The organism is Nocardia sp. NPDC019323 (genome assembly GCF_044389845.1).
GTDB classification, from domain to species: domain Bacteria; phylum Actinomycetota; class Actinomycetes; order Mycobacteriales; family Mycobacteriaceae; genus Nocardia; species Nocardia implantans.
On the sequence record NZ_JBIRYN010000001.1, the window covers coordinates 589,666 to 608,753 of the forward strand.

Consider the following 19,088-nt stretch of genomic DNA (forward strand, 5'->3'; position numbering starts at 1 on the left):
CCGGCACTACGCGGCGTAGGCGAGCTCCGCGGTCTCGCCTACGCGCGTCATCAGGCGCGCGACAGCCTCCGCCACCAGGCCGGGCCGTTCCAGGATCACGGAGTGACCGGCGCTGTCGACGATCACGAGATCCGAGTACTCGACGGCGGCGGCCATCGCGACCGAATGCGACGGAGGTGTCATCAGGTCAGCGGCGCCGCACAGCACCAACGTGGGAATCCCCGACAGCAGCGTGAGCGCGTCGGTCCGGTCGTAGACCATGAATTCGCTCAGGTAGCTCGCCATCGTGACGATCGGCGTCTCGTTGCGCATCGCGTTGGCGAGGGCGAGTACCCGCGGACTCACCTTGCGATCACCGAATTCGGCGGTGCGGATGAGCGGGGCGAACAGGCGGCATGCCAGCAGCTTCGCGTGGTGCATCGCCCCGGGAGCCCGGCGGACGGCCGCCTGGAACGCCGACACCACCGGGTTGCGCAGCAGACGGCCGAAGCCTGCGTCGGCGAGTCCGCCCGCGGCGGTCGCCAGCAGAGCCACGCCGACGATGCGGGTGCCGATCTCGTGCGGATTCTGTTCCGCATAGGTCAGCACGGTCATGCCACCCATCGAGTGGCCCGCGAGGACGACCGGCCCGATGGGGGCGACGGCGTCGAGCACCGCGCGCAGGTCACGGCCGAGCTGGTCGAGGCGGTAGGTCCGCCGGGACGCCGTGGCGGACTCGCCGTGGCCGCGATGGTCGTAGCAGACGATCCTGGCGCCCGCGTACCGGCGCAGCAGCTCGTCGCGGACGTAGGTCCAGGACTCGCTGCGCAGGCAATGCCCGTGCAGCAGGACAACGGTGAGGTCCGCGTCCGGCGGGCCGTATTCGCGAACCGCCAGCGCCACCCCGTCTTCGGTCCAGACCGTGGCACACCGTTCCGCCGTCGCGGGGATCGAGTTGAGAATCGACATGGGATGCTCCGGTTCACTGGCGTTGACCCGTCCTACTTTCCGCCGTCCGCGCCGCCGCAGGCAGGCCCCCGAGTGCTGGGCTGCGGTCCCCAAGGGGTATGCCGATCACCACCAAGGTGGAGGTGGCCGCCGTGGCGTGCTCGCGCCGCGGGCGATGACCGCACGCGAAACCGCGAACGTACTGCTAGCGGGCCGGATCGACCCCCAGCACGCCCAACGCGAAATCGCCGTACTGCGCGGCCACTTCCTCCGGCGTCGCCGGGCCGGACTCGCGGAACCACTGCGGGATGGCGGTGCACATGGTGGCTATGGCGCGCCCCGCCGACCGGGCTTGGGGAACGGCGATGCGGCCCTCGGCGTCGGCCGCGGCGATCGCGTCGTCCAGGATGGCTTGGATGTCGCGGCGGGAACGCGCGATGCGCGCGCGTTCGCTCGGGGAAAGGCTGCGCATCTCGCTGGCGCCGATGAAACCGAGGTCGCGGCGGTGCGTGTGGAACAGGGCCAGTGCTTCCACGATCAGGCGCACCCGGTGGACGCTGTCGCGGCCTTCGGCGCGGGCGGCGCGCACTCGCCAGTGCAGTTCGTCCATGGTCAGATCGAGGATGCGGACCAGCAGGTCGTGTTTGTCGCGATAGTGGTGGTAAAGGCCGGGAACGCTGGTGCCGGCCCGCCGGGCGATGGCGCGAACGGTCGTGCCGTGATAACCGATCTCGACGAACGACGCGAGGGCGGCGGCCAACACCGGGTCGACGTCCAGCGGGGCGAATTCGCGCCAGCCACCCCGCGCGCCCGGCTCGGGATCGACCCGGTCGTAGCTGGGCCGCGGCGCGAGCGTGGCGTCCCCGAGCAGCTGAGCGACCGGCACGCCGAGCACCTCCGACAAGCGCGTGAGCCGGGCGATCGAGATCCCGGTCTTGCCCGTCTCCACGGCGCTGAGCGTCGCCGGACTCACCTCCAGCCTGCGGGCCGCTTCGCGCAGCGACAGGCCGGCGGCGCGGCGCGCGCGGCGGATCGCCTCGTGCGGCGCCATGGCCTCGTTTCGCATTTGTTCAGCATAGCTGAACAGTAGGATTGTACGGACATGCGCCTGATCTTGGCCTGAACTGCACGCTTTGACACCGCACCGCAGCCGGTGGGACAGTGTCCGGACAGAGCGATCGTTCGGTCGAGGGACGAGGCTCTGGATGTCGAGGAGGAATGCGCGATGCCGATCGATCTGACCTATTCCGACGAAGTTCGGGCGCTGACCGACCGCACCCGGGAATTCGTGCGGGAGACGGTGCTGCCGATCGAGGACGAACACCACGGCGACATCACCGCGGCCGGCGGCGACGGACTGCGCGTCACGCTGAACAAGCTGGCGCGCGAGGCCGGGGTCTTCGCGCCGCACGCCCCCGTCGAGTACGGCGGTCACGGGCTGTCGATGTCGGAGCGCGCGCCGGTGTTCGAGGAGGCGGGCTACTCGCTGTTCGGCCCGACGGCGCTCAATATCGCCGCACCGGACGAGGGCAACGTGCACATGCTCGCCCACATCGCCGATCCCGAGCAGAAGCAGCGCTACCTGGAACCGCTCGCCCGCGGCGAGGTGCGCTCGGCCTTCGCGATGACCGAGCCCGCACCCGGCGCGGGTTCCGACCCGGCGGCGCTGGCCACCCGGGCGGTTCGCGCCGACGGCGGCTGGCGGATCAACGGCCACAAGCACTTCATCACCGGCGCCGATGGAGCCGGCTTCTTCATCGTGATGGCCCGCACCTCCGGTGAACCGGGACAGCGCGGCGGGGCGACGATGTTCCTGACGCCTGCCGACACCCCTGGCCTGCGCGTCGGCAGGCATATCACCACGCTGGACCGCGCCATGATCGGCGGCCACTGCGAGGTCTTCTTCGAGGACATGTTCGTACCCGACGAAGCGGTGCTCGGCGCCGTCGACCGCGGCTTCGAATACGCCCAGGTGCGGCTGGGTCCGGCCCGCATGACGCACGTCATGCGGTGGCTGGGGGCGGCGCGCCGAGGCCACGACATCGCCGTCGAGCGAGTCGCCCAGCGCGAAGGCTTCGGCGCGCGCATCGGCGATCTGGGGATGGCGCAGAAGATGATCGCCGACAACGAGATCGACATCGCCGCCACCCGCGCGCTGCTGGTCCGTGCCTGCTGGGAGCTGGACAACGGCGAGCACGCGGGCAACGCCACCTCGATCGCGAAGACCTTCGCCGCCGAGGCGATCTTCCGCATCGTCGACCGCAGCATTCAGTTGTGCGGCGGCCTCGGCGTCTCCGACGACCTGCCGCTGGCGCGGCTGTCGCGCGAAGTACGGCCCTTCCGCATCTACGACGGACCCTCGGAGGTGCACCGTTGGGCCATCGCCAAGCGTGCGGTCAGCGCCGCACGCCGGGCAGCGGCCGACGGGTCTTCGCGCTGATCCGCACGGGCTCGCGTACGTGCGCATTGTCGAGGGGTACGCCTTGCGCGCCGCTCCCGAGGTATTACGCGGACCGCCGCCGCCAGCTCTGCTGACGGCGGCGGGTGTCTGCGGTGGGTCGAACCGGTGTGGTTACCGCCCGTGCTGATGCGCCGACTGGCGGGCCTCGTCGACGTCCGCTTCGGCCCGCGCCTTCTCGGCCGCGGCTTCCTTGCCCGCCGCCTCGCGCTGGGAATCCGCCTTGTCCTGCTGCGCGCGACCTTCGTCCTTCAGGTCTTCGTGCCCGGTGACGGTACCGGCGGCTTCCTTCACCTTGCCCTTGACGTCTTCGACGACGCCCTCGACGCCCTCACGAGCACCGCTTCCATGTTCAGCCACAACAACCTCCCGGATATCGGAACAAGCTGACATCTGGCGCATACCCGAGACAGCGGCCTCGAATCCGCCCGCGACGAAGTTCGGTGCGCACGCGAATCACGACCCACGGCGGGGGCGCCGGGTCAACGCAGCGGAGTGGTCTCGCTCGGCCCTTGGCGATACCGCGTCATGGTGAGCCGCTGCTCCCGGTCGTTGTACTCCGGAATCGGCAGCGGGAACCAGTAGCTGCCGTCGAGCCAGGCCTGCCCGAGCAGCGGCACCGGCTTCTGCAGGATGTTGACGCCCTTGCCGTGCGGCGGGCTGGCGAATGTCCCGACCGGCGCGCCGTCGATGAAGAATTCCACGTGCTGTTCGGTGAGCCGGACCGCGTAGGCGTGATCGTCCGACAGCAGTGCCGGGTCGAGGGGCGTGATCTGTGGCACCAGCTCACCGCCCCGCTTGACCATCAGGAAGAACCCGCGGGGCAGATCCTGCCCGAGGACGTTGAAGACCGGCCGGGTGAGTTCGCTGGCGTCGCCGAGGAATCCGTGCGAGCCGTTGTACATGAACCACGCGATCTCGAGTCCGAGCGGATCGATGGAACGGTTGGAGACGCCCCACCCCGCGGTGCCGTTGTGACCGGTCAGATCCGGAGCGCCCTTGATGTCGATGGTCATCGTCTGGCCGGGTTCGAACACCGGCTTCGACAAGACCTCGGAGTTGTTGTAGGGGAACAGGCCGTCCCGCGTAGGCGGATTGACGAAGGTGACTCCCTCGGGACCGTAACTGGTGGACGAGTAGCCGACGTTGGTGTTGCACCAGTCCCCGACCGGGGCGGTCGCGAAATTCTCGTCCATCGCCTTGGTCGGACGTGGTTCTCCGGTGCCGATGTATCCGGCGAACGCGTTGATGTTCAGCACCGCGCAGTTGGGTAGTCCGTCATCGGCACCCGGAATCTGGATGTTCGGATCGGCGACGGCCCCCGCCGTCCCCATCACCGTGCAGAGCGCCACGCTGGCTGCTCCCACCGCCGTCTTCAGCGCCTTCCGGCCGTGTCCATTGCTCACTGATCTTCTCCCGTAGCCGAGTAGATGAGAAGTTGCAATGGAAACATTATCAACCTTTCATCATTTCGTTTTGTCATCATGCTCACGCCGCCGCACCCGTTTGAGTTCGGAAACTGCTGTCTCGCAGGACATTCCACGACACTCGCCGCTTCATCGATGATTGGAAGCCGCGCACCTTCCCCCGCGGCGGCGAGATTGATAAGATAAATGTCCAAACATCTCATTGCCACAGCGTTCGTGGCTTGCGGAAGCGAGTAGTCCGATGCCGTGCTGTCTCCTTGCCGGTTACCTCGCCGCCGGTGCGCATCGCCTCTGGCGTCGGCTGCGCGGGCGATCCGAGCAGCCCATCGAATTCCCGCCCACCGCGTACCGCGCGGGTCCCGCGGACGTCCCCGCTTCCGGCGCCGCCGGGTACGAGGCGGCGGCATGACCAGCGCACCGGCAGCGGGCACCGCGCCTCCCGTCGTCGAGTCCGATCAGGACGATCTGGCGTTCCAGCGCTTCGTGCTCGACCTCGCCCTGCAACCGCTCGACCGATTCGACGGCTTCGACCGCATCGAGCAGATCGGCGGCAGCGCACTGCGATACCAGCTGAACTTCATCGGCTACGCGCTCGCGATGGCGCAATACACGAGGACGCCCGCGTTCACCGGGTACCTCGCCGAGGCGCAACGCAACGCAATCCTCAAGATGTGCGACAAGCGCGTCTGGGGATATTGGGCGACCGAGAGCCTCATCGGCTACGGCCGCAGGGAGACCGACCCCATCCGGCACGCCAATGTCATGTACTCCGGGTACTTCGGCGTCATGATCGGGCTCTACGAGACCCTCAACGCCGACCCCGGCTTCGACCGGCCCGGCGGGCTGACGCTGCGATGGAGCCCGAAGCTGGTGCACGAGTACGACTTCGCGCGCCTCAGCGCGGCGATTCGCCGTAATATGCTCGCGCGCGAGAACTGTCCGCAATACGCCTGCGAACCGCACCTGATCTATCCGATCTGCAATGTCTTCGCCTTCAACACGCTGGTGATGCACGATCGCCTGCACGGCACCGCGCTCACCGGCGACCTGGTCGACCGGATCCGGCACAGCTACCTGCACGACGGATGGCGCCTGCGCAACGGGCGGTTCATCCCGGGCCGGCTCGGCCCATCGATCACCATCAGCAGGCCCGTGCTCGGCTACGACGCCGGCATGGTGGCCTGGCTCAACGCGATGATGCCCGACCTCGCCCGCGACACCTGGACCACGCTGCGCGATCGTTTCATCGACTTCGACGGGCAGCGGGTGCGCCTGCGCGGCAGCTCGCGCACCCGTGTCGACCTCGGCAACTACAACGTGATCAACGGTGACGGGATGACGCGGATCTTCGTCGCCACGGCCGCCGCCGAAATGGGCGAATCCGACCTCGCCGCCGCCCTGGTGCGCTCCATGCACGAGCGGTATCGGGTCGACGAGCGCAACGGCGCCCGGCGCTTCGCGGGAGTCTCGACGGTGACCAACGCCCACCACGCACTCACCCGGTTCAACCGGCCCGACGGACTGCGCGACCTGGTGCTCGGAGCGGTGCCGCCCGAGTGGCGGACCGGACCGATCCTCGGCACAGCGCCCTATCCGGATGTCCTGGTCGCCAAGGCGGTGACCGACGGCAGCTCCCTGGAACTGGTGCTACGGCCTGGTCACGGAGCCGGGCGGGTGCGGCTGGGGCTGCGACGGCTGATCCCCCACCGCACCTACCGCGTCACCGGCGCGACCGAGCCCAGCGTGGTCGCCGACGAGGCGGGCGAGGGCATCATCGAGGTCGACCTGGGCGGGCGGCACGACGTGCGCGTCACGCCGGCGTAGGTGCACCACACCGGCCTGCCGCCCGCGGCGACCTGGGGGATGATCGTCCTGTGCTGCTGCGGCGCGGCCGTCGCCGCCGTCGGTCTGCTCCGTCCGCGCCGGGCGCCGGGACGACTCGCCCGTTACGGTGAGCGCGGCTCGGAGCTGTTCCACGCGGTCATGCTCGCCGCCATGGCGGCGATGTGGAGCGCCGTCGGCGCGAATCTCTCCGTGCTCGAGTGGCGGCTGCTCTTCGGCGCTCTCGCGATCGCCTCGCCGTTGTGGCTGGTCGTCGTCGCGGCGCGCGAGCGGTCCGCCGAGCGCGCCGACCGGATCGGCGCCGCCGTCTACCACGGTGTCGCCGCGCTCGCGATGGTCTACGCGACGCTCGGCACGCACGCTTCCCCGCCGGAGCACGTCCATCACGCGACCGCGCACGCGCCGGGTCTGCCCTACCCGGTGATCGGCTGGATCCTCGCCGCCATGTTCTTGCTCGACGCGCTGGTCGTCGTCGCCGTCGTGGTACGCCCGCCTGGCGAAGCCCCGCCGACGCGGCACGAGATCGCCGTCACGGTGTTCCCGCATCTGGTTATGGACATCGCGACGGCGGTGATGCTCGTCGCCGCGCTCGATCCCGCGGAACTCGCCGCAGCCTCCGCCGGACGCTGAGCCTGCGGCCGCCTATGGCTGCGTGTCGGAGCCACTCGACAGGGTCAGCTCGACGGGTTCGCGCGGTTGGCCGGGGCGGAACACGCAGCGAGTGCAGGTGTAGATCGTGGGCATGCATTCGTTGCAGTGCACGCACGCAGACCGCGTCGACGCATCCGATCGGATGCGGCGCAACAGGTTCGGTTCCCGCAGCAGCGCACGACCCATGGCGACGAATTCGAAGCCTTCCGCCCTCGCCAGCCGCATGGTGTCCAGGTTGGTGATGCCGCCCAGCAGAATGAGCGGCATCGACAATTCCCGCCGGAAGTGCCGCGCACGCTCGAGCAGATACGCCTCCCGGTACGGATACTCCTTCAGGAAGGCCTTGCCGACCATACGGAAGCCCCACCGGGCCGGCACGGGGAGAACGTCGGCGAAGGATTTGCGCGGGGCGTCACCGTGGAACAGCAACATCGGGTTGAGCAGTGAGCTGCCCGCCGTCAGTTCCAACGCGTCCAGCGTGCCGTCGGCTTCCAGCCATGCGGCGACCTGCAGCGATTCGGGCACGGTGAGCCCGCCCCGCACTCCGTCCTCCATGTTCAGTTTCGCGGTCACCGCGAGCCTGCCGCCAACGGCTTTCCGAACAGCTGCGGCGATCTCACGGGCCAGCCGCGCGCGGTTGACCAAGCTGCCGCCGTACCGGTCCGTGCGGCGGTTCAGCTTGGGACTCAGGAACGAGCTGACCAGGTAGTTGTGCCCGAAATGGATTTCCACCGCATCGAAACCGGCCTCCTCGGCCAGCTTCGCCGCGTCGGCATGCGCGGCCACGAGTGCACGGATCCCGTCCTCGTCCGGGCTTCGCATCATGCGCATCGACAGCGGGCTGAGCATCCGGCTCGGCGCCAGGGCCGGAGCCCGGTTGGACGCCGCGTTGGCCACCGGACCGGCGTGCCCGATCTGCGCGCTCGCCGCCGCGCCCTCGCCATGAACGGCGTCGGTGAGCCTTCGCAGCCCCGGCACCGCTTCCGGACGCAGCCAGATCTGGTGCCGGTCGGTCCGGCCCCCAGGAGCGACCGCGCAATACGCCACGGTCGTCATCCCGACCCCACCGGCGGCGACCTCGCGATGGAACTCGATCAAGTCGTCGGTCACCAGGGCGTCCGGCGTGCGGCCCTCGAATGTCGCGGCCTTGATCACCCTGTTGCGCAAAGTGATCGGCCCGAGCCGGGCCGGTGTGAATACGTCGTTCATCGTTTCTCTCCTGTCGGCGCGGTCAATCCGGCCACCACGAATTCCCGGAGGGTGGCCACCGCCTCCTGCGACATCTCTCGGTGCTCCGCACTGCCGAATCGCATGATGAGCAGGTCGAACGCCAACATCCACCGGCGCATGCTCTCGCGCTCGCTCAGCCCCGGCAGCAGGCGCACCCAGGCATCGATGCGGAACCACGGCTGCCGCCACTCGGTCACCTGCCTGCCGAGGACGAACTGCGCCAGCAGTCTCAGATGCATCCGGCCCACCGGATCGGCGGCCAGCTCGACGAACGGCTCGATCACCGCGTCGACCACCTCGCCGATGGAGCCGTGCCCGTCGGCGACAGCGGCCAGCCGGTCTTCCCATACCGGGCCCAGCCGCTCCTCGAGCAGCGCCGCGACCAAGGCGTCCTTCGATCCGAAGTGGTAGTGCACCGCCGCGGGATTCGCTCCGGCCTGCGCGCAGATGCCCCGCACGGACACCTCGTCGTAGCGGCCTTCGAGCAGTAGACGCTCGGCGGCGGTCAGCAGACGATCACGGGTGGTGGCTGCGGCTTCGGAAACCGGCTTCGGCATGCGGCCAGTCAAGCACGTTTCCATCGTTGATTCAATCAATGATTGAAAATCCCGAGCCCAGGGATCAGCAGCGCCAAGGATGGGCTCGACACCCCGAGATCGGCGACGAAGCCGATGGACGAGACGGGATCGGACGGTGGCCGCCTCAGCGGATCGCGTTTCACTACCGGACGCGCCGGCCGATCACCGACCCGACCGACCAGGCGAGCAGCCGGTGCACCGGGTTCAGCGACTTCAGGAATGCCCCGCGATGATCACCTCGGGGATACCGGTGCCGAGCGGAACCGGCCGGCACACCGGCGCCGGGCTGCCCGGATCCAGCACCGTGAGCAGCAACTGCTGCACGAACGGGTCGTAGACCATGTGGAAGTGCCCGGTGAGATCGGCCGGGCAAAGGTCTTGCAGCGCGATGTTGCGGGCGCCCGGCCCGCGCAGCGCGATGTTCTCGAACGGCTGGATCATCTCGTCGACGCGACTGCCGACGGTCACGTACCGCACGCCGGGCACCGTGTCGCCGCCCGCGTTGAGATCGAGCATGATCGGCGACCCTTCGGCCTGCTGCACGGCGGCGAGCGAGGTCACCTGGGCGAACGCCTGCAGTGCGCCGGGGATCGCCTCGGCGACCGGCACCAGCCCGTACATCACACCGCCGTAGCTGGGCGACGCGAGGCCGACCCATTGCTCGACCTTGGGCGCGCCGCCCAGCTTGTTGACGTAGTAGCGAGTCACGTTGGCGCCCTGCGAGAACCCGACCAGATCGACCTTGCCCGCGTGGGTGGCCGCCAGGACCTGATCGACGAACGCGCCGACCTGGTAGGCGCTGAGCACCAAATCCTCGGTGCCATAGCTGTGCGCGCCCGGTTTGCCCCCGTAGTTCAGCGCGAACACGCAGAATCCGGCCGCTGTCAGCTGCGGCGCGATCCCCGACCAATCGGAATACGCCGAGGAGTCGGTCCCGTGCGCGAGCACCACGGGACGGGGATGGCCGGCACTGGGCACGCAGTCGAAATCGTTGGTGCCGCTCGGGACCGCATCCGGATGACTCTTCTGATACCACGCGGCGGCCAGATGATCCGATTGCGGCGGAGCGGCGTCGGTCGGCACCTCGGGCGGGCGGAAGCCGAGCGGCTCGGCCGACGCCACGCCCGGACCGAGCGCGGCCGCACCGGCCAGCACGAAGGCCAGCACGGCGGCACGCAAGTGTGAAACGCCCCAAGTTCCCGCTCGGCTCCACTGTCGCATCTCACAATGATCCCCCTGATCGACTCGAAATGCGCGCGGTATCGGGGTGTTTCGCCTCCCCTACTTCTCGGGGGTCTCGTCCTCGGCGAGGATGCGGTAGAGGGACTTGCGGGTCTCGGTGAGCAACTCGGCCGCCCGCGCCGCCTGCTGCGGGGTACCGGCCGCGGCGACCTGGGCCACCGCCCCCATCAGCTGGCCGACGAGCGCGCGCAGGTCCATTGCCTGAGCGCCGACATCCTGCTGCACGTCCGCCCACGGATCGCCCAGCTCGTCGCGGTGCGCGGCGACGTACTCGGCGCCGGACTCGGTGAGCTTCGCGGTCTTCCGCCCGGCGACCTTCTCGATGAGGACCAAGCCCTCGTCCTCCAGTTGCGCCAGCGCGGGGTAGATCGATCCGGGGCTCGGCCGCCAGATGTCGTTGCTGCGCTCGCGGATCTGCTGAATGAGTTCGTAGCCGTGCATGGGCTGCTCGGTGAGTAGCAACAACACGGCGGCACGGACGTCTCCACGCCTGCCCCGGCCGCCGCGGCCGCGGCCGCGGCCGAAATGCGGCCCGAAGCCGGGCCCGAAACCGGGACCGAACCCCGGCCCGAACTCGGGTCCGAAACCGTGGCGCCCGCCGCGACGGAAGCGCCGCCCGTGTTCGAAGCCCTCGTGACCGGGCAGTGGGCCCCGGCCGCGACGGCCGAATTCTCGATGTTCTCGGTGTTGCATGTCAGCCTCCCAAGGCTCTCGTGGTCGTATCATGCTATCGACGATATATCGGCAATGCATCGAGCGCAAGGCCCGGTTTCGATTTCCGGGCCCCGTCCGAGGTCAGCTCACCAGCGAGTCGATCCAGCGCGACAACCGCGCCCCTTCGACAACCATCAGTTCGGGATCACGAAAAGTATTGGTGAGCAGCGAGATTCCTTGATACGCGGCGACATAGGCGACGGCGAGTTCCTCAGCGTCCGCCCGTCCCATCGCGGCGAACTGCCGCTCGGCCCAGTCCACGAGCACCCGCATCACCTCGGCGGCCGCGGTGTCCAACCCATCTCCCCGCTTGTCCAATTCCGAGGACAAAGTGCCGAACGGACATCCGTATCGCACGGTCTGGTCACGCTCGGCGACCCACCCCGCGATCAGGGCCTTCAATCGCTCCGCGGGCGTCTCGTGCTGATCGCTCGCGGCGATCACGGCATCGAGGATGCGGGCGTGCGAGCTGATGGCCGCCTCGATGAGCTGGTCTTTCGTCTTGAAGTAGTAGTAGACGTTGCCGACCGGGACCTCCGCGGCGCGCGCGATGTCGGCGATCGTCGTCTTCTCCACGCCTTGCTGATAGAACACCCGGGCCGCGGCATCGACCAGCCGCTCCCGCTTACCCGATCCGGCCTTCGCCTGTGAGTCAGTCACACAACTAACTGTAGACAGCGCGGCGGCGATCGGCTACGGTGCATTTAGTCAGACAACTAACTAAGGAGTTGACGATGATCGTGGTCACCGGAGCCACCGGAAATATCGGCGCGCCGCTCGTGCGCCTGCTGGCTGACGCCGGCGAAGAGGTGACGGCCGTCGCCCGGCATGCGGACCTCTCGCTGCCCGCCGGTGTCCGGTCGGTTCAAGCCGATCTGGGCGAACCGGAAAGCCTCTCCCCCGCCGTCACGGGAGCCGACACCCTGTTTCTCCTGATCACCGGCGAGCAGTTGGTGACGGGTCCGGCCCCCGAGCAGGTGCTGAAAGTCGCCGCGGCGGCAGGCGTGCGGCGCGTCGTCTTCGTGTCCTCGCAGGGCGTCGCCACTCGTCCGGACGCCGCGGGCTACGCCAGGCTCGTCGCCTACGAAGCGGCGATCAGGGAATCCGGGCTGGCCTGGACCTTTCTCCGGCCGTCCGGATTCTTCTCCAACACCTATGCGTGGGCGGACGCGGTGCGCACGCAGCGCATGGTCGCCGCGCCGTTCGGCGACATCGGTCTTCCCTCGATCGATCCGGCCGACATCGCCGCGGTCGCGGCAGCGGCGTTACGCGACGACCGGCACGACGGGCACGTCTACACCCTCACCGGGCCCGAACTCGCCACACCGCGGGCTCAGGCCGAGGCACTCGGCGCGGCAATCGGCGCGCCGCTGCGCTTCGTCGAATTGACTCGTACGCAAGCTCGTTCGACGATGCTCGAGTTCATGCCCGAGCCGGTGGCCGAGCACACACTGACCATCCTCGGCGAGCCGACGCCCGCCGAACAGCGGATCAGCCCCGATGTGCCGCGGGTGCTCGGGCGTCCGGCCACGAAGTACGCCGACTGGGCCGCCCGCAATCGAGCGGCCTTCGTCTGAGGCTCGGGCAGCACGCTGCGCGAACGAGAAATGAGCACCGCCCGACGTTCCTCGGCTGGCGGAGTTCCGGCGTCTCGCATCGTCCGGGTGGCGGTGACGTGAACGGGTCACCGCCGTTGGCGCCTAGGCGGCGAAGACCTGGCGACCTGGGTGCGCACGGCGATTGCGGAGAAATCGCCGGGCCGGCTCGCGGGTCCGGCGACCGTCAGCCGATGTCGACCGGATCGATCTGCACGCGAAGGGGGGCGTCGGAGCGGTGCGTGCTGCGAACCGCCTGAGCCGCGCGCAGAGCACGCGCCAGCGCGGCTCCGGATCGGCGATCGACCCGCAACAGCAAGCGCTCCACTTCGGCGGGCGCATCGCCGGAGGAGAACGGTTTGCGGGCGCCGTCCGGCAGCGGCACCGGTCCGAGGCGGTCGACCGTGTCGGGCAGGTCCGCCGCCGAGAGCAGTTCGGCGATGGTGTCGGCGGTGCCATCGATCGCGGCGAGACGGACGGCGGGCGGGAAGCCGACCTCGGCCCGCGCCGCCACCTCCGCCCGCGCCGCGCCTACCGGATCCCACCGGACCAGCGCCTGCACGGTCGGGATCGAGGGCTCGGCCACGACGACGACCTGACCGTGCGCGCGGACCAGCGCCGCGGCGGCCATCCAGCGGCGCAACGCGTCCTCGGCGGCCCGCAGGTCGGCACGGCCGAGCAGCGCCCAGCCGTCGAGCAACAGCGCGACGCCGTACCCGCCGGGGACCACGGGTTCGGCGCCGACCGTGGCGACCACGACCTGCGGGCCCGGCTCGACGGTGTCGAGCACGGCGCCGCCGCCGGAGCCGCGGATCGGCACGCCGGGAAAGGCGCGGCCGAGTTCCTCCGCCGTGCGCGCCGCCCCGATCACCACGGCGCGCAGGGCGCGCGAACCGCAGGTGGCACAACGGAACGCGGCCTCGGTGATCCCGCACCAGCGGCACGCGGGACTCTGCGCGGCCGCGCCGTCCACTTCCGCCCGGCGGGTCTCCGGCAGCGCGAGCGGCCCGTTGCAGTGCCTGCACCGGGCCGGAGTACGGCATTTCCGGCAGGACAGCGCGGGGATGTACCCGCGGCGCGGCACCTGCACCAGCACGGGTGCGCCTTCCTTCAGCGCGGCGCGGGCAGCCGCGAAGGCGACGCCGGGAATCCGGACGGCCTTCGCGACCGGGTCGCGTTCCAGGGCGATATCACTGTCGCCGGGGGCGCTGATCCGCGGAGCGGTTTTGCGGAGCACGGCACGGTCGGCGATCAGGTCATGCGCCCAGCCGGAGTCGACCACCGCCTGGATCTCCGCGGTCCGCGCGAAACCGGCGGCGACGAACGCCGCACCGGTGTCGTGCGCCCGCAACATCGCCACCTCCCGCGCGTGCGGATACGGTGCGCGGGGTTCGGCGTAGGTGCTGTCGCCGTCGTCCCACAACGCGATCAGCCCGAGGTCCGCCGCCGGGGCGAACACCGCGCTGCGCGTGCCGACCACCACCCGCGCCGAACCGCGCAGCACCGCGAGCCACCGCCGGTACCGCGCGGCGGGACCGAGTCCAGCGGACAGCCCGACCGCCGAGTCCCCCACCAGCCGAACGCATTCCGCCAGTACCCGGTCGAGGTCGCGTTGATCGGGAACCATGAGGATCGCGCCGCGGCCCTGCCGTGCCACCACGGCGGCGAGTTCCGCCAGCCGCCGGGGCCAGTGCTCCCCGGGCAGCGCCTGCCAGGCCGCACGCGCCCCTTTGCCTTGTGCGAGGGCACCGACGAAAGCCGAACCGTGCACGTAGCGCTCCCAGGCAGCGAGATCAACGGCCTCGAGCAGCGCGACCTCGCGGGCCTCATCCGCGCCGTCGCTGCTGGCCGGCGCACGGTGTATCTCGCCGTCCGAAGACGACTCGCTCTCGGGCTCAGCAGTATTCGCCGAAGACGAGTGAGCTTGCCGCGCGGCGTCCTCGTTTGCGAGGGCCTCGCGGTCCGAATCGGCCACACCGCCGGTTTCGGTATCCTCCGACGCGGATCCATGCCCGCCGACCGCCGGATCGGTCTGCGACACACAGGAGTTCACCAGCCGTGCGAAGCGATGCGCTGCGGCTGGCATGGCATCGGTGTCACCGTCTCGACCGTATGACGTTGAGGCACAGGTTGTCCCGGATTCCCCCGCGCACCCGGATGCCGCCGCGTCCACCGGCGAGGCAGAAGGCGCAACCGTGGAGTCGACGGACTCTGCCGGTGCCGCAGCGGACTTCTTCTTGCCCCCGGTTTCCGTGCGGGCGTGGCGTGGTGGGATGGCCAGCCGCAGGACGTCGGCGCGCGTACCCGCGTACCGGGACGCGACCTTCTCCGCCAGGTCGAGGATTTCCGGAGTCAGCACGCGTTCACCGGACACGACGCGTTCCAGCGCGACCAGCTTGCCGCCATGGTCGCTGTGCGGCATTCGAGCGAGCAGGTAGCCGTCCACCAGCCGTCCGGCGAATCGCACCCGCACCCTGACCCCCGGCTGGGCGAGCTCGTCCAGCTCGGGGGGCACCACGTAGTCGAAGTCGCGATCGAGGTGAGCGGGCGAGAGCAGCGGAAGCACCCGGGCGATCGGCAGCTCGACGCCCGCGGGACCCGCGGCCGAACGGTCCGCCTCGGAGGCGGGGATGTCCGCCGCGGGTTCGTTCACTCGGACCTGGTCGAGATCAGAGTCCGACGGCGGCGCGCAACTTGTCCGCGCGGTCGGTGTGTTCCCACGGCAGGTCGACGTCGGTGCGGCCGAAGTGGCCGTACGCGGCGGTCGGCGCGTAGATCGGGCGCAGGAGGTCCAGGTCGCGGATGATGGCGCCGGGACGCAGGTCGAAGACCTCGGTGATCGCGGTGCTGATGCGCGCCGGGTCCACCTTCTCGGTGCCGAAGGTCTCGACGAACAAGCCGACCGGAGCCGCCTTGCCGATCGCGTAGGCCACCTGGACCTCGACGCGATCGGCCAGATCGGCCGCGACGACGTTCTTCGCGACCCAGCGCATGGCGTAGGCGGCCGAGCGGTCCACCTTCGACGGATCCTTGCCGGAGAAGGCGCCGCCGCCGTGGCGGGCCATGCCGCCGTAGGTGTCGACGATGATCTTGCGGCCGGTCAGGCCCGCGTCGCCCATCGGGCCGCCGAGCACGAACTTGCCGGTGGGGTTGACCAGCAGGCGGATGTCCGAGATGTCCAGGCTCGGCACGTCCAAGTCGGCCAGCACCGCCTCGAGCACCTTCTCCCTGATGTCGGGGGCGAGCAGGTTGTCCAGGTCGATGTCGGCGGCGTGCTGGGTGGAGACGACCACGGTGTCCAAGCGGACCGGGCGGTCGCCGTCGTACTCGATGGTGACCTGCGTCTTCCCGTCCGGGCGCAGGTAGGGCAGCACACCGGTCTTGCGGACCTCGGTCAGCCGCCGCGACAACCGGTGCGCGAGCGCGATCGGCAGCGGCATCAACTCGGGCGTGTCCTTGGTGGCGTAACCGAACATCAAGCCCTGATCGCCCGCGCCCTGCCGCTCGATCTCGTCGTCGGAGCCGCCGACACGGGCCTCGTGCGAGGTGTCCACACCCTGCGCGATATCCGGTGACTGCGCGCCGATCGCGATATTCACACCGCAGGAATTTCCGTCGAATCCCTTTGCCGACGAGTCATATCCGATTTCCAACACCTTTTCCCGGACAATTCGGGGAATATCGGCGTACGCCGACGTGGTGACCTCACCGGCGACATGGACCTGGCCGGTCGTCACGAGGGTTTCCACCGCGACCCGGCTGCGCGGATCCTCCGCGAGCAACGCGTCGAGAATGGAATCGCTGATGGCATCACAGATTTTGTCCGGATGACCTTCGGTCACGGACTCACTGGTGAAAAGCCGGCTCCCGGACGTGCGCACAGTTCTTCCCTCTCCCTCAACGGGTTACTCGTATCGGGTTGCGACAGTAACGCGATGTCGTGACTGCGCAACCCTTATATCTCAGCCTATTCCAAATCACCGACAGGGCGGACCGCAACGACGCGGCCGTACCGGACAGCTGAACTCCCGGTGGCCATGCGGCGCCGCATCGATGACGGCGTCGCCAACGACCGACCGGAGGGCAATTCCGGCCGGGACGCGGCCCGGTTCAGCGCAGCAATCCACTCAGCGCGTCGAGCACACGGCTGGCCAGCAACGCCTTGGAGCCGTGATCGAGCGCCTGTTCGGTGCCGTCCGCGCCGAGCAGCCAGCCGTCGTTGGTGTCCACCTCGAACGCTTTACCCTCGCCGACCGCGTTGACCACGAGCAGGTCGCAGCCCTTGCGGGCGAGCTTGGCCCGCGCGTGGGTCAGGACGTCGCCGTGCTCGTCACCGGTCTCGGCGGCGAAGCCGACGATCGCGGTGCCTGGCAACTGGCCGTCGCGGCGCGCCTGCACCAACCCGGCGAGGATGTCGTCGGTCTTGGTCAGCGGAATGACGTCCGGCTCGCCCGCGCCCTTCTTGATCTTGGCGGCGGCGACGTTGGTCGGCCGGAAATCGGCGACCGCGGCGGCCATGATCACCGCGTCGGCGCCGACGGCGTGCTTGTCGACGGCGGTCTTCAGCTGTTCGGCGGTGGTGATGTGCACCAAGTCGACGGCGGCGGGCGCCGCCATCTCGATCGTGTTGCCCGCGATCAACGTCACATGGGCGCCCCGCTGGGCCGCGACCCGCGCCAGAGCGTAGCCCTGCTTGCCGGAGCTGCGGTTGCCCAGGAAGCGCACCGGATCCAGCGGCTCCCTGGTGCCGCCCGCCGTGATGACGACCCGGCGGCCCTCCAGATCCCGCGGGATCGCGTCGGCACGCTCCATGAGCAGCGACGCGAGGCCGAAGATCTCCTCGGGCTCGGGCAGGCGCCCGGGGCCGGTGTCGGCGCCGGTGAGCCGGCCCGCCGCGGGCTCCATGACGATGGCGCCGCGGGCGCGCAGGGTCGCGACGTTGGCGACGGTCGCCGGATGCTCCCACATCTCGGTGTGCATCGCGGGCGCGAACAAGATCGGACATCGGGCCGTCAGCAACGTCGCGGTGAGCAGGTCGTCGGCGCGGCCGGACGCGGCGCGGGCCATGAGATCGGCGGTCGCCGGGGCGATGACCACGAGGTCCGCCTCCTGGCCCAGCCGAACATGCGGGACCTCGGGCACGTCGGAGAACACGCCGGTATGCACCGGGTTCCCGGACAGTGCCTCGAAGGTCGCCTTGCCGACGAACTCCAGCGCCGAGGTGGTGGGGATCACCCGGACGTCATGTCCGGTTTCGGTGAATCGCCGGACCAGAGAGCACGCCTTGTAGGCGGCGATGCCTCCGGCCACACCGACGACGATCCTTGTGGTCACTACGCCTCCGGCCTAGTCGTGGTCACTGGCGAACCGGGTTCGCCTCACTCGCCTTCGGAGTGCTCGAGCAGGTCGGCGTGGATCTCGCGCAGCGCGACCGACAGCGGCTTCTCCTGCAGACCCGGCTCGACCAGCGGGCCGACGTATTCGAGGATGCCGTCGCCGAGCTGGTTGTAGTAGTCGTTGATCTGCCTGGCCCGCTTGGCCGCGTAGATGACCAGGGCGTACTTGGACGACGTGCGCTCCAGCAACTCGTCGATCGGCGGGTTGGTGAGGCCGACCGGCGTGTCGTATGCGGGCGCGGTCTTGGTGTCCGTACTGCTCACTAGGGAGACTCCTGCTGTGTGGTCTGGCGCATGAACGAGGGGCCCTGCGAGTGCGGCGGCGCGCCGACTCCGGGCCCTGGTCACTCATGCCGGAGTGGATTGCGCATGCGCGAAGGGCCCTACGTGGTTACGCAGGCTACCTCCTCCGGGCCTGATCGCTCATGCGCAGGTGGGGGTCACGAACTCGAATTTGTGCTAACGAACAACGATACCAACTGCTCACAGGCGCTGGTCACCTCGTCGTTCACGATAACCATGTCGAACTCGTCACAGGCCGCCAGCTCGATCCTGGCCGTCTCCAAGCGGCGCTCGATCACCTCGGGCGACTCGGTGCCGCGCGAGGTCAGGCGCGCCACCAACTCCTCCCAGCTCGGCGGGGCCAGGAAGACCAGGATCGCGTCCGGGATCGCCCGGCGCACCGATCGCGCGCCTTCCAGATCCACTTCCACCAATACCGGAAGGCCTTCGGCCAGCGCGGCGCGCACCGGCCCTGCGGGAGTGCCCGAACGCTGCAGCCCGCCGTGGATGTCCGCCCACTCGAGCAGCTCACCCGCCTCGATCATCGCGTCGAACTCCGCACGGGAGACGAAGTGGTAGTCGAGGCCGTCGACCTCCCCGGGCCGCGGGGCCCGGGTCGTTGCCGACACGCTGAAGACCAGGTCGGGCAGTCGTTCGCGGACACAGCGGACCACGGTGGACTTGCCCACGGCCGAGGGGCCGACCAGTACGACCAGTCGACCCTTCCGCGTGTGTTCGATCACCCT

Annotated in this window: 18 protein-coding genes; 4 read left to right on the forward strand and 14 right to left on the reverse strand. The window is 69.5% G+C overall.

What is annotated here, in order from left to right:
• Nucleotides 1–6: 6 nt before the first annotated feature.
• Together ACH49X_RS02720 and ACH49X_RS02725 are read right to left on the reverse strand one after the other, a co-directional pair.
• A complete protein-coding gene (locus tag ACH49X_RS02720; protein ID WP_357206680.1) occupies nt 7–948 on the reverse strand; it encodes an alpha/beta hydrolase in 942 nt (313 codons plus the stop codon).
• 184 nt (nt 949–1,132) lie between these two features.
• The gene (locus tag ACH49X_RS02725; RefSeq protein WP_357110396.1) at nt 1,133–1,993 is read right to left on the reverse strand and encodes a TetR family transcriptional regulator; all 861 of its coding nucleotides are present in this window, start codon (nt 1,991–1,993) and stop codon (nt 1,133–1,135) included.
• Nucleotides 1,994–2,152: 159 nt separating this feature from the next.
• Here ACH49X_RS02725 and ACH49X_RS02730 point away from each other — a divergent pair, with 159 nt between their 5' ends.
• Nucleotides 2,153–3,367, forward strand: a complete 1,215-nt coding sequence (locus ACH49X_RS02730; protein WP_195082365.1) for an acyl-CoA dehydrogenase family protein — start codon at nt 2,153–2,155, stop codon at nt 3,365–3,367.
• A gap of 132 nt (nt 3,368–3,499) precedes the next feature.
• Here ACH49X_RS02730 and ACH49X_RS02735 read toward each other — a convergent pair whose 3' ends face one another.
• Both ACH49X_RS02735 and ACH49X_RS02740 read right to left on the reverse strand, forming a co-directional pair.
• Nucleotides 3,500–3,745: a CsbD family protein gene (locus tag ACH49X_RS02735; RefSeq protein ID WP_067802064.1), complete on the reverse strand. Its 246-nt coding sequence runs from the start codon at nt 3,743–3,745 to the stop codon at nt 3,500–3,502.
• Between the two features lie 122 nt (nt 3,746–3,867).
• Nucleotides 3,868–4,791 (reverse strand): hypothetical protein, encoded by a 924-nt coding sequence (locus ACH49X_RS02740; protein WP_195082364.1) that lies wholly within the window; start codon nt 4,789–4,791, stop codon nt 3,868–3,870.
• 426 nt (nt 4,792–5,217) lie between these two features.
• Here ACH49X_RS02740 and ACH49X_RS02745 point away from each other — a divergent pair, with 426 nt between their 5' ends.
• Nucleotides 5,218–6,636: a hypothetical protein gene (locus ACH49X_RS02745; RefSeq protein ID WP_357206682.1), complete on the forward strand. Its 1,419-nt coding sequence runs from the start codon at nt 5,218–5,220 to the stop codon at nt 6,634–6,636.
• Nucleotides 6,637–7,284 (forward strand): DUF5134 domain-containing protein, encoded by a 648-nt coding sequence (locus ACH49X_RS02750; protein WP_357206684.1) that lies wholly within the window; start codon nt 6,637–6,639, stop codon nt 7,282–7,284.
• 12 nt (nt 7,285–7,296) lie between these two features.
• Here the strand turns inward: ACH49X_RS02750 and ACH49X_RS02755 are convergent, their stop codons facing one another.
• From ACH49X_RS02755 to ACH49X_RS02775, 5 genes are all read right to left on the reverse strand, one after another.
• Complete coding sequence (locus ACH49X_RS02755) at nt 7,297–8,514, reverse strand: NADH:flavin oxidoreductase (RefSeq protein ID WP_357110383.1); 1,218 nt, start codon at nt 8,512–8,514, stop codon at nt 7,297–7,299.
• On the reverse strand, nt 8,511–9,092 hold the full coding sequence (locus tag ACH49X_RS02760; RefSeq protein ID WP_195082360.1) for a TetR/AcrR family transcriptional regulator: 582 nt from the start codon (nt 9,090–9,092) through the stop codon (nt 8,511–8,513). The genes ACH49X_RS02755 and ACH49X_RS02760 overlap by 4 nt, the downstream gene beginning before the upstream one ends.
• 234 nt (nt 9,093–9,326) lie before the next feature.
• The gene (locus tag ACH49X_RS02765; RefSeq protein WP_195082359.1) at nt 9,327–10,334 is read right to left on the reverse strand and encodes a triacylglycerol lipase; all 1,008 of its coding nucleotides are present in this window, start codon (nt 10,332–10,334) and stop codon (nt 9,327–9,329) included.
• Nucleotides 10,335–10,394: 60 nt separating this feature from the next.
• The gene (locus tag ACH49X_RS02770) at nt 10,395–11,048 is read right to left on the reverse strand and encodes a PadR family transcriptional regulator (RefSeq protein ID WP_195082358.1); all 654 of its coding nucleotides are present in this window, start codon (nt 11,046–11,048) and stop codon (nt 10,395–10,397) included.
• A gap of 102 nt (nt 11,049–11,150) precedes the next feature.
• Nucleotides 11,151–11,729, reverse strand: coding sequence for a TetR/AcrR family transcriptional regulator (locus ACH49X_RS02775; protein WP_357206686.1), 579 nt, complete (start codon nt 11,727–11,729; stop codon nt 11,151–11,153).
• A gap of 74 nt (nt 11,730–11,803) precedes the next feature.
• On the opposite strand from ACH49X_RS02775, the gene ACH49X_RS02780 reads away from it, so the two are divergent.
• Nucleotides 11,804–12,646, forward strand: a complete 843-nt coding sequence (locus tag ACH49X_RS02780; RefSeq protein ID WP_357110378.1) for an NAD(P)H-binding protein — start codon at nt 11,804–11,806, stop codon at nt 12,644–12,646.
• 205 nt (nt 12,647–12,851) lie between these two features.
• On the opposite strand, the gene ACH49X_RS02785 is transcribed toward ACH49X_RS02780, so the two are convergent.
• The 5 genes from ACH49X_RS02785 to gmk form a co-directional block, all read right to left on the reverse strand.
• Nucleotides 12,852–15,317, reverse strand: a complete 2,466-nt coding sequence (locus ACH49X_RS02785; protein ID WP_397068685.1) for a primosomal protein N' — start codon at nt 15,315–15,317, stop codon at nt 12,852–12,854.
• 16 nt (nt 15,318–15,333) lie between these two features.
• A complete protein-coding gene (gene metK, locus ACH49X_RS02790) occupies nt 15,334–16,545 on the reverse strand; it encodes a methionine adenosyltransferase (RefSeq protein WP_084486213.1) in 1,212 nt (403 codons plus the stop codon).
• A gap of 229 nt (nt 16,546–16,774) precedes the next feature.
• Nucleotides 16,775–17,998, reverse strand: coding sequence for a bifunctional phosphopantothenoylcysteine decarboxylase/phosphopantothenate--cysteine ligase CoaBC (coaBC, locus tag ACH49X_RS02795; protein WP_195082355.1), 1,224 nt, complete (start codon nt 17,996–17,998; stop codon nt 16,775–16,777).
• Nucleotides 17,999–18,042: 44 nt separating this feature from the next.
• On the reverse strand, nt 18,043–18,324 hold the full coding sequence (gene rpoZ / locus ACH49X_RS02800; RefSeq protein WP_040780043.1) for a DNA-directed RNA polymerase subunit omega: 282 nt from the start codon (nt 18,322–18,324) through the stop codon (nt 18,043–18,045).
• A gap of 176 nt (nt 18,325–18,500) precedes the next feature.
• Nucleotides 18,501–19,085 carry a guanylate kinase gene (gmk, locus tag ACH49X_RS02805; RefSeq protein ID WP_067802087.1) on the reverse strand — a complete coding sequence of 195 codons (585 nt, stop codon included), beginning with the start codon at nt 19,083–19,085 and terminating at the stop codon, nt 18,501–18,503.
• Between the last annotated feature and the right edge of the window lie 3 nt (nt 19,086–19,088).

What these genes read in the sequence shown, in the direction of transcription:
- ACH49X_RS02720 (WP_357206680.1), bottom strand. Translation starts at nt 948, where the DNA reads ATGTCGATTCTCAACTCGATCCCCGCGACGGCGGAACGGTGTGCCACG.
- ACH49X_RS02725 (WP_357110396.1), bottom strand. Translation starts at nt 1,993, where the DNA reads ATGCGAAACGAGGCCATGGCGCCGCACGAGGCGATCCGCCGCGCGCGC.
- ACH49X_RS02730 (WP_195082365.1), top strand. Translation starts at nt 2,153, where the DNA reads ATGCCGATCGATCTGACCTATTCCGACGAAGTTCGGGCGCTGACCGAC.
- ACH49X_RS02745 (WP_357206682.1), top strand. Translation starts at nt 5,218, where the DNA reads ATGACCAGCGCACCGGCAGCGGGCACCGCGCCTCCCGTCGTCGAGTCC.
- ACH49X_RS02755 (WP_357110383.1), bottom strand. Translation starts at nt 8,514, where the DNA reads ATGAACGACGTATTCACACCGGCCCGGCTCGGGCCGATCACTTTGCGC.
- ACH49X_RS02760 (WP_195082360.1), bottom strand. Translation starts at nt 9,092, where the DNA reads ATGCCGAAGCCGGTTTCCGAAGCCGCAGCCACCACCCGTGATCGTCTG.
- ACH49X_RS02765 (WP_195082359.1), bottom strand. Translation starts at nt 10,334, where the DNA reads ATGCGACAGTGGAGCCGAGCGGGAACTTGGGGCGTTTCACACTTGCGT.
- ACH49X_RS02770 (WP_195082358.1), bottom strand. Translation starts at nt 11,048, where the DNA reads ATGCAACACCGAGAACATCGAGAATTCGGCCGTCGCGGCCGGGGCCCA.
- ACH49X_RS02780 (WP_357110378.1), top strand. Translation starts at nt 11,804, where the DNA reads ATGATCGTGGTCACCGGAGCCACCGGAAATATCGGCGCGCCGCTCGTG.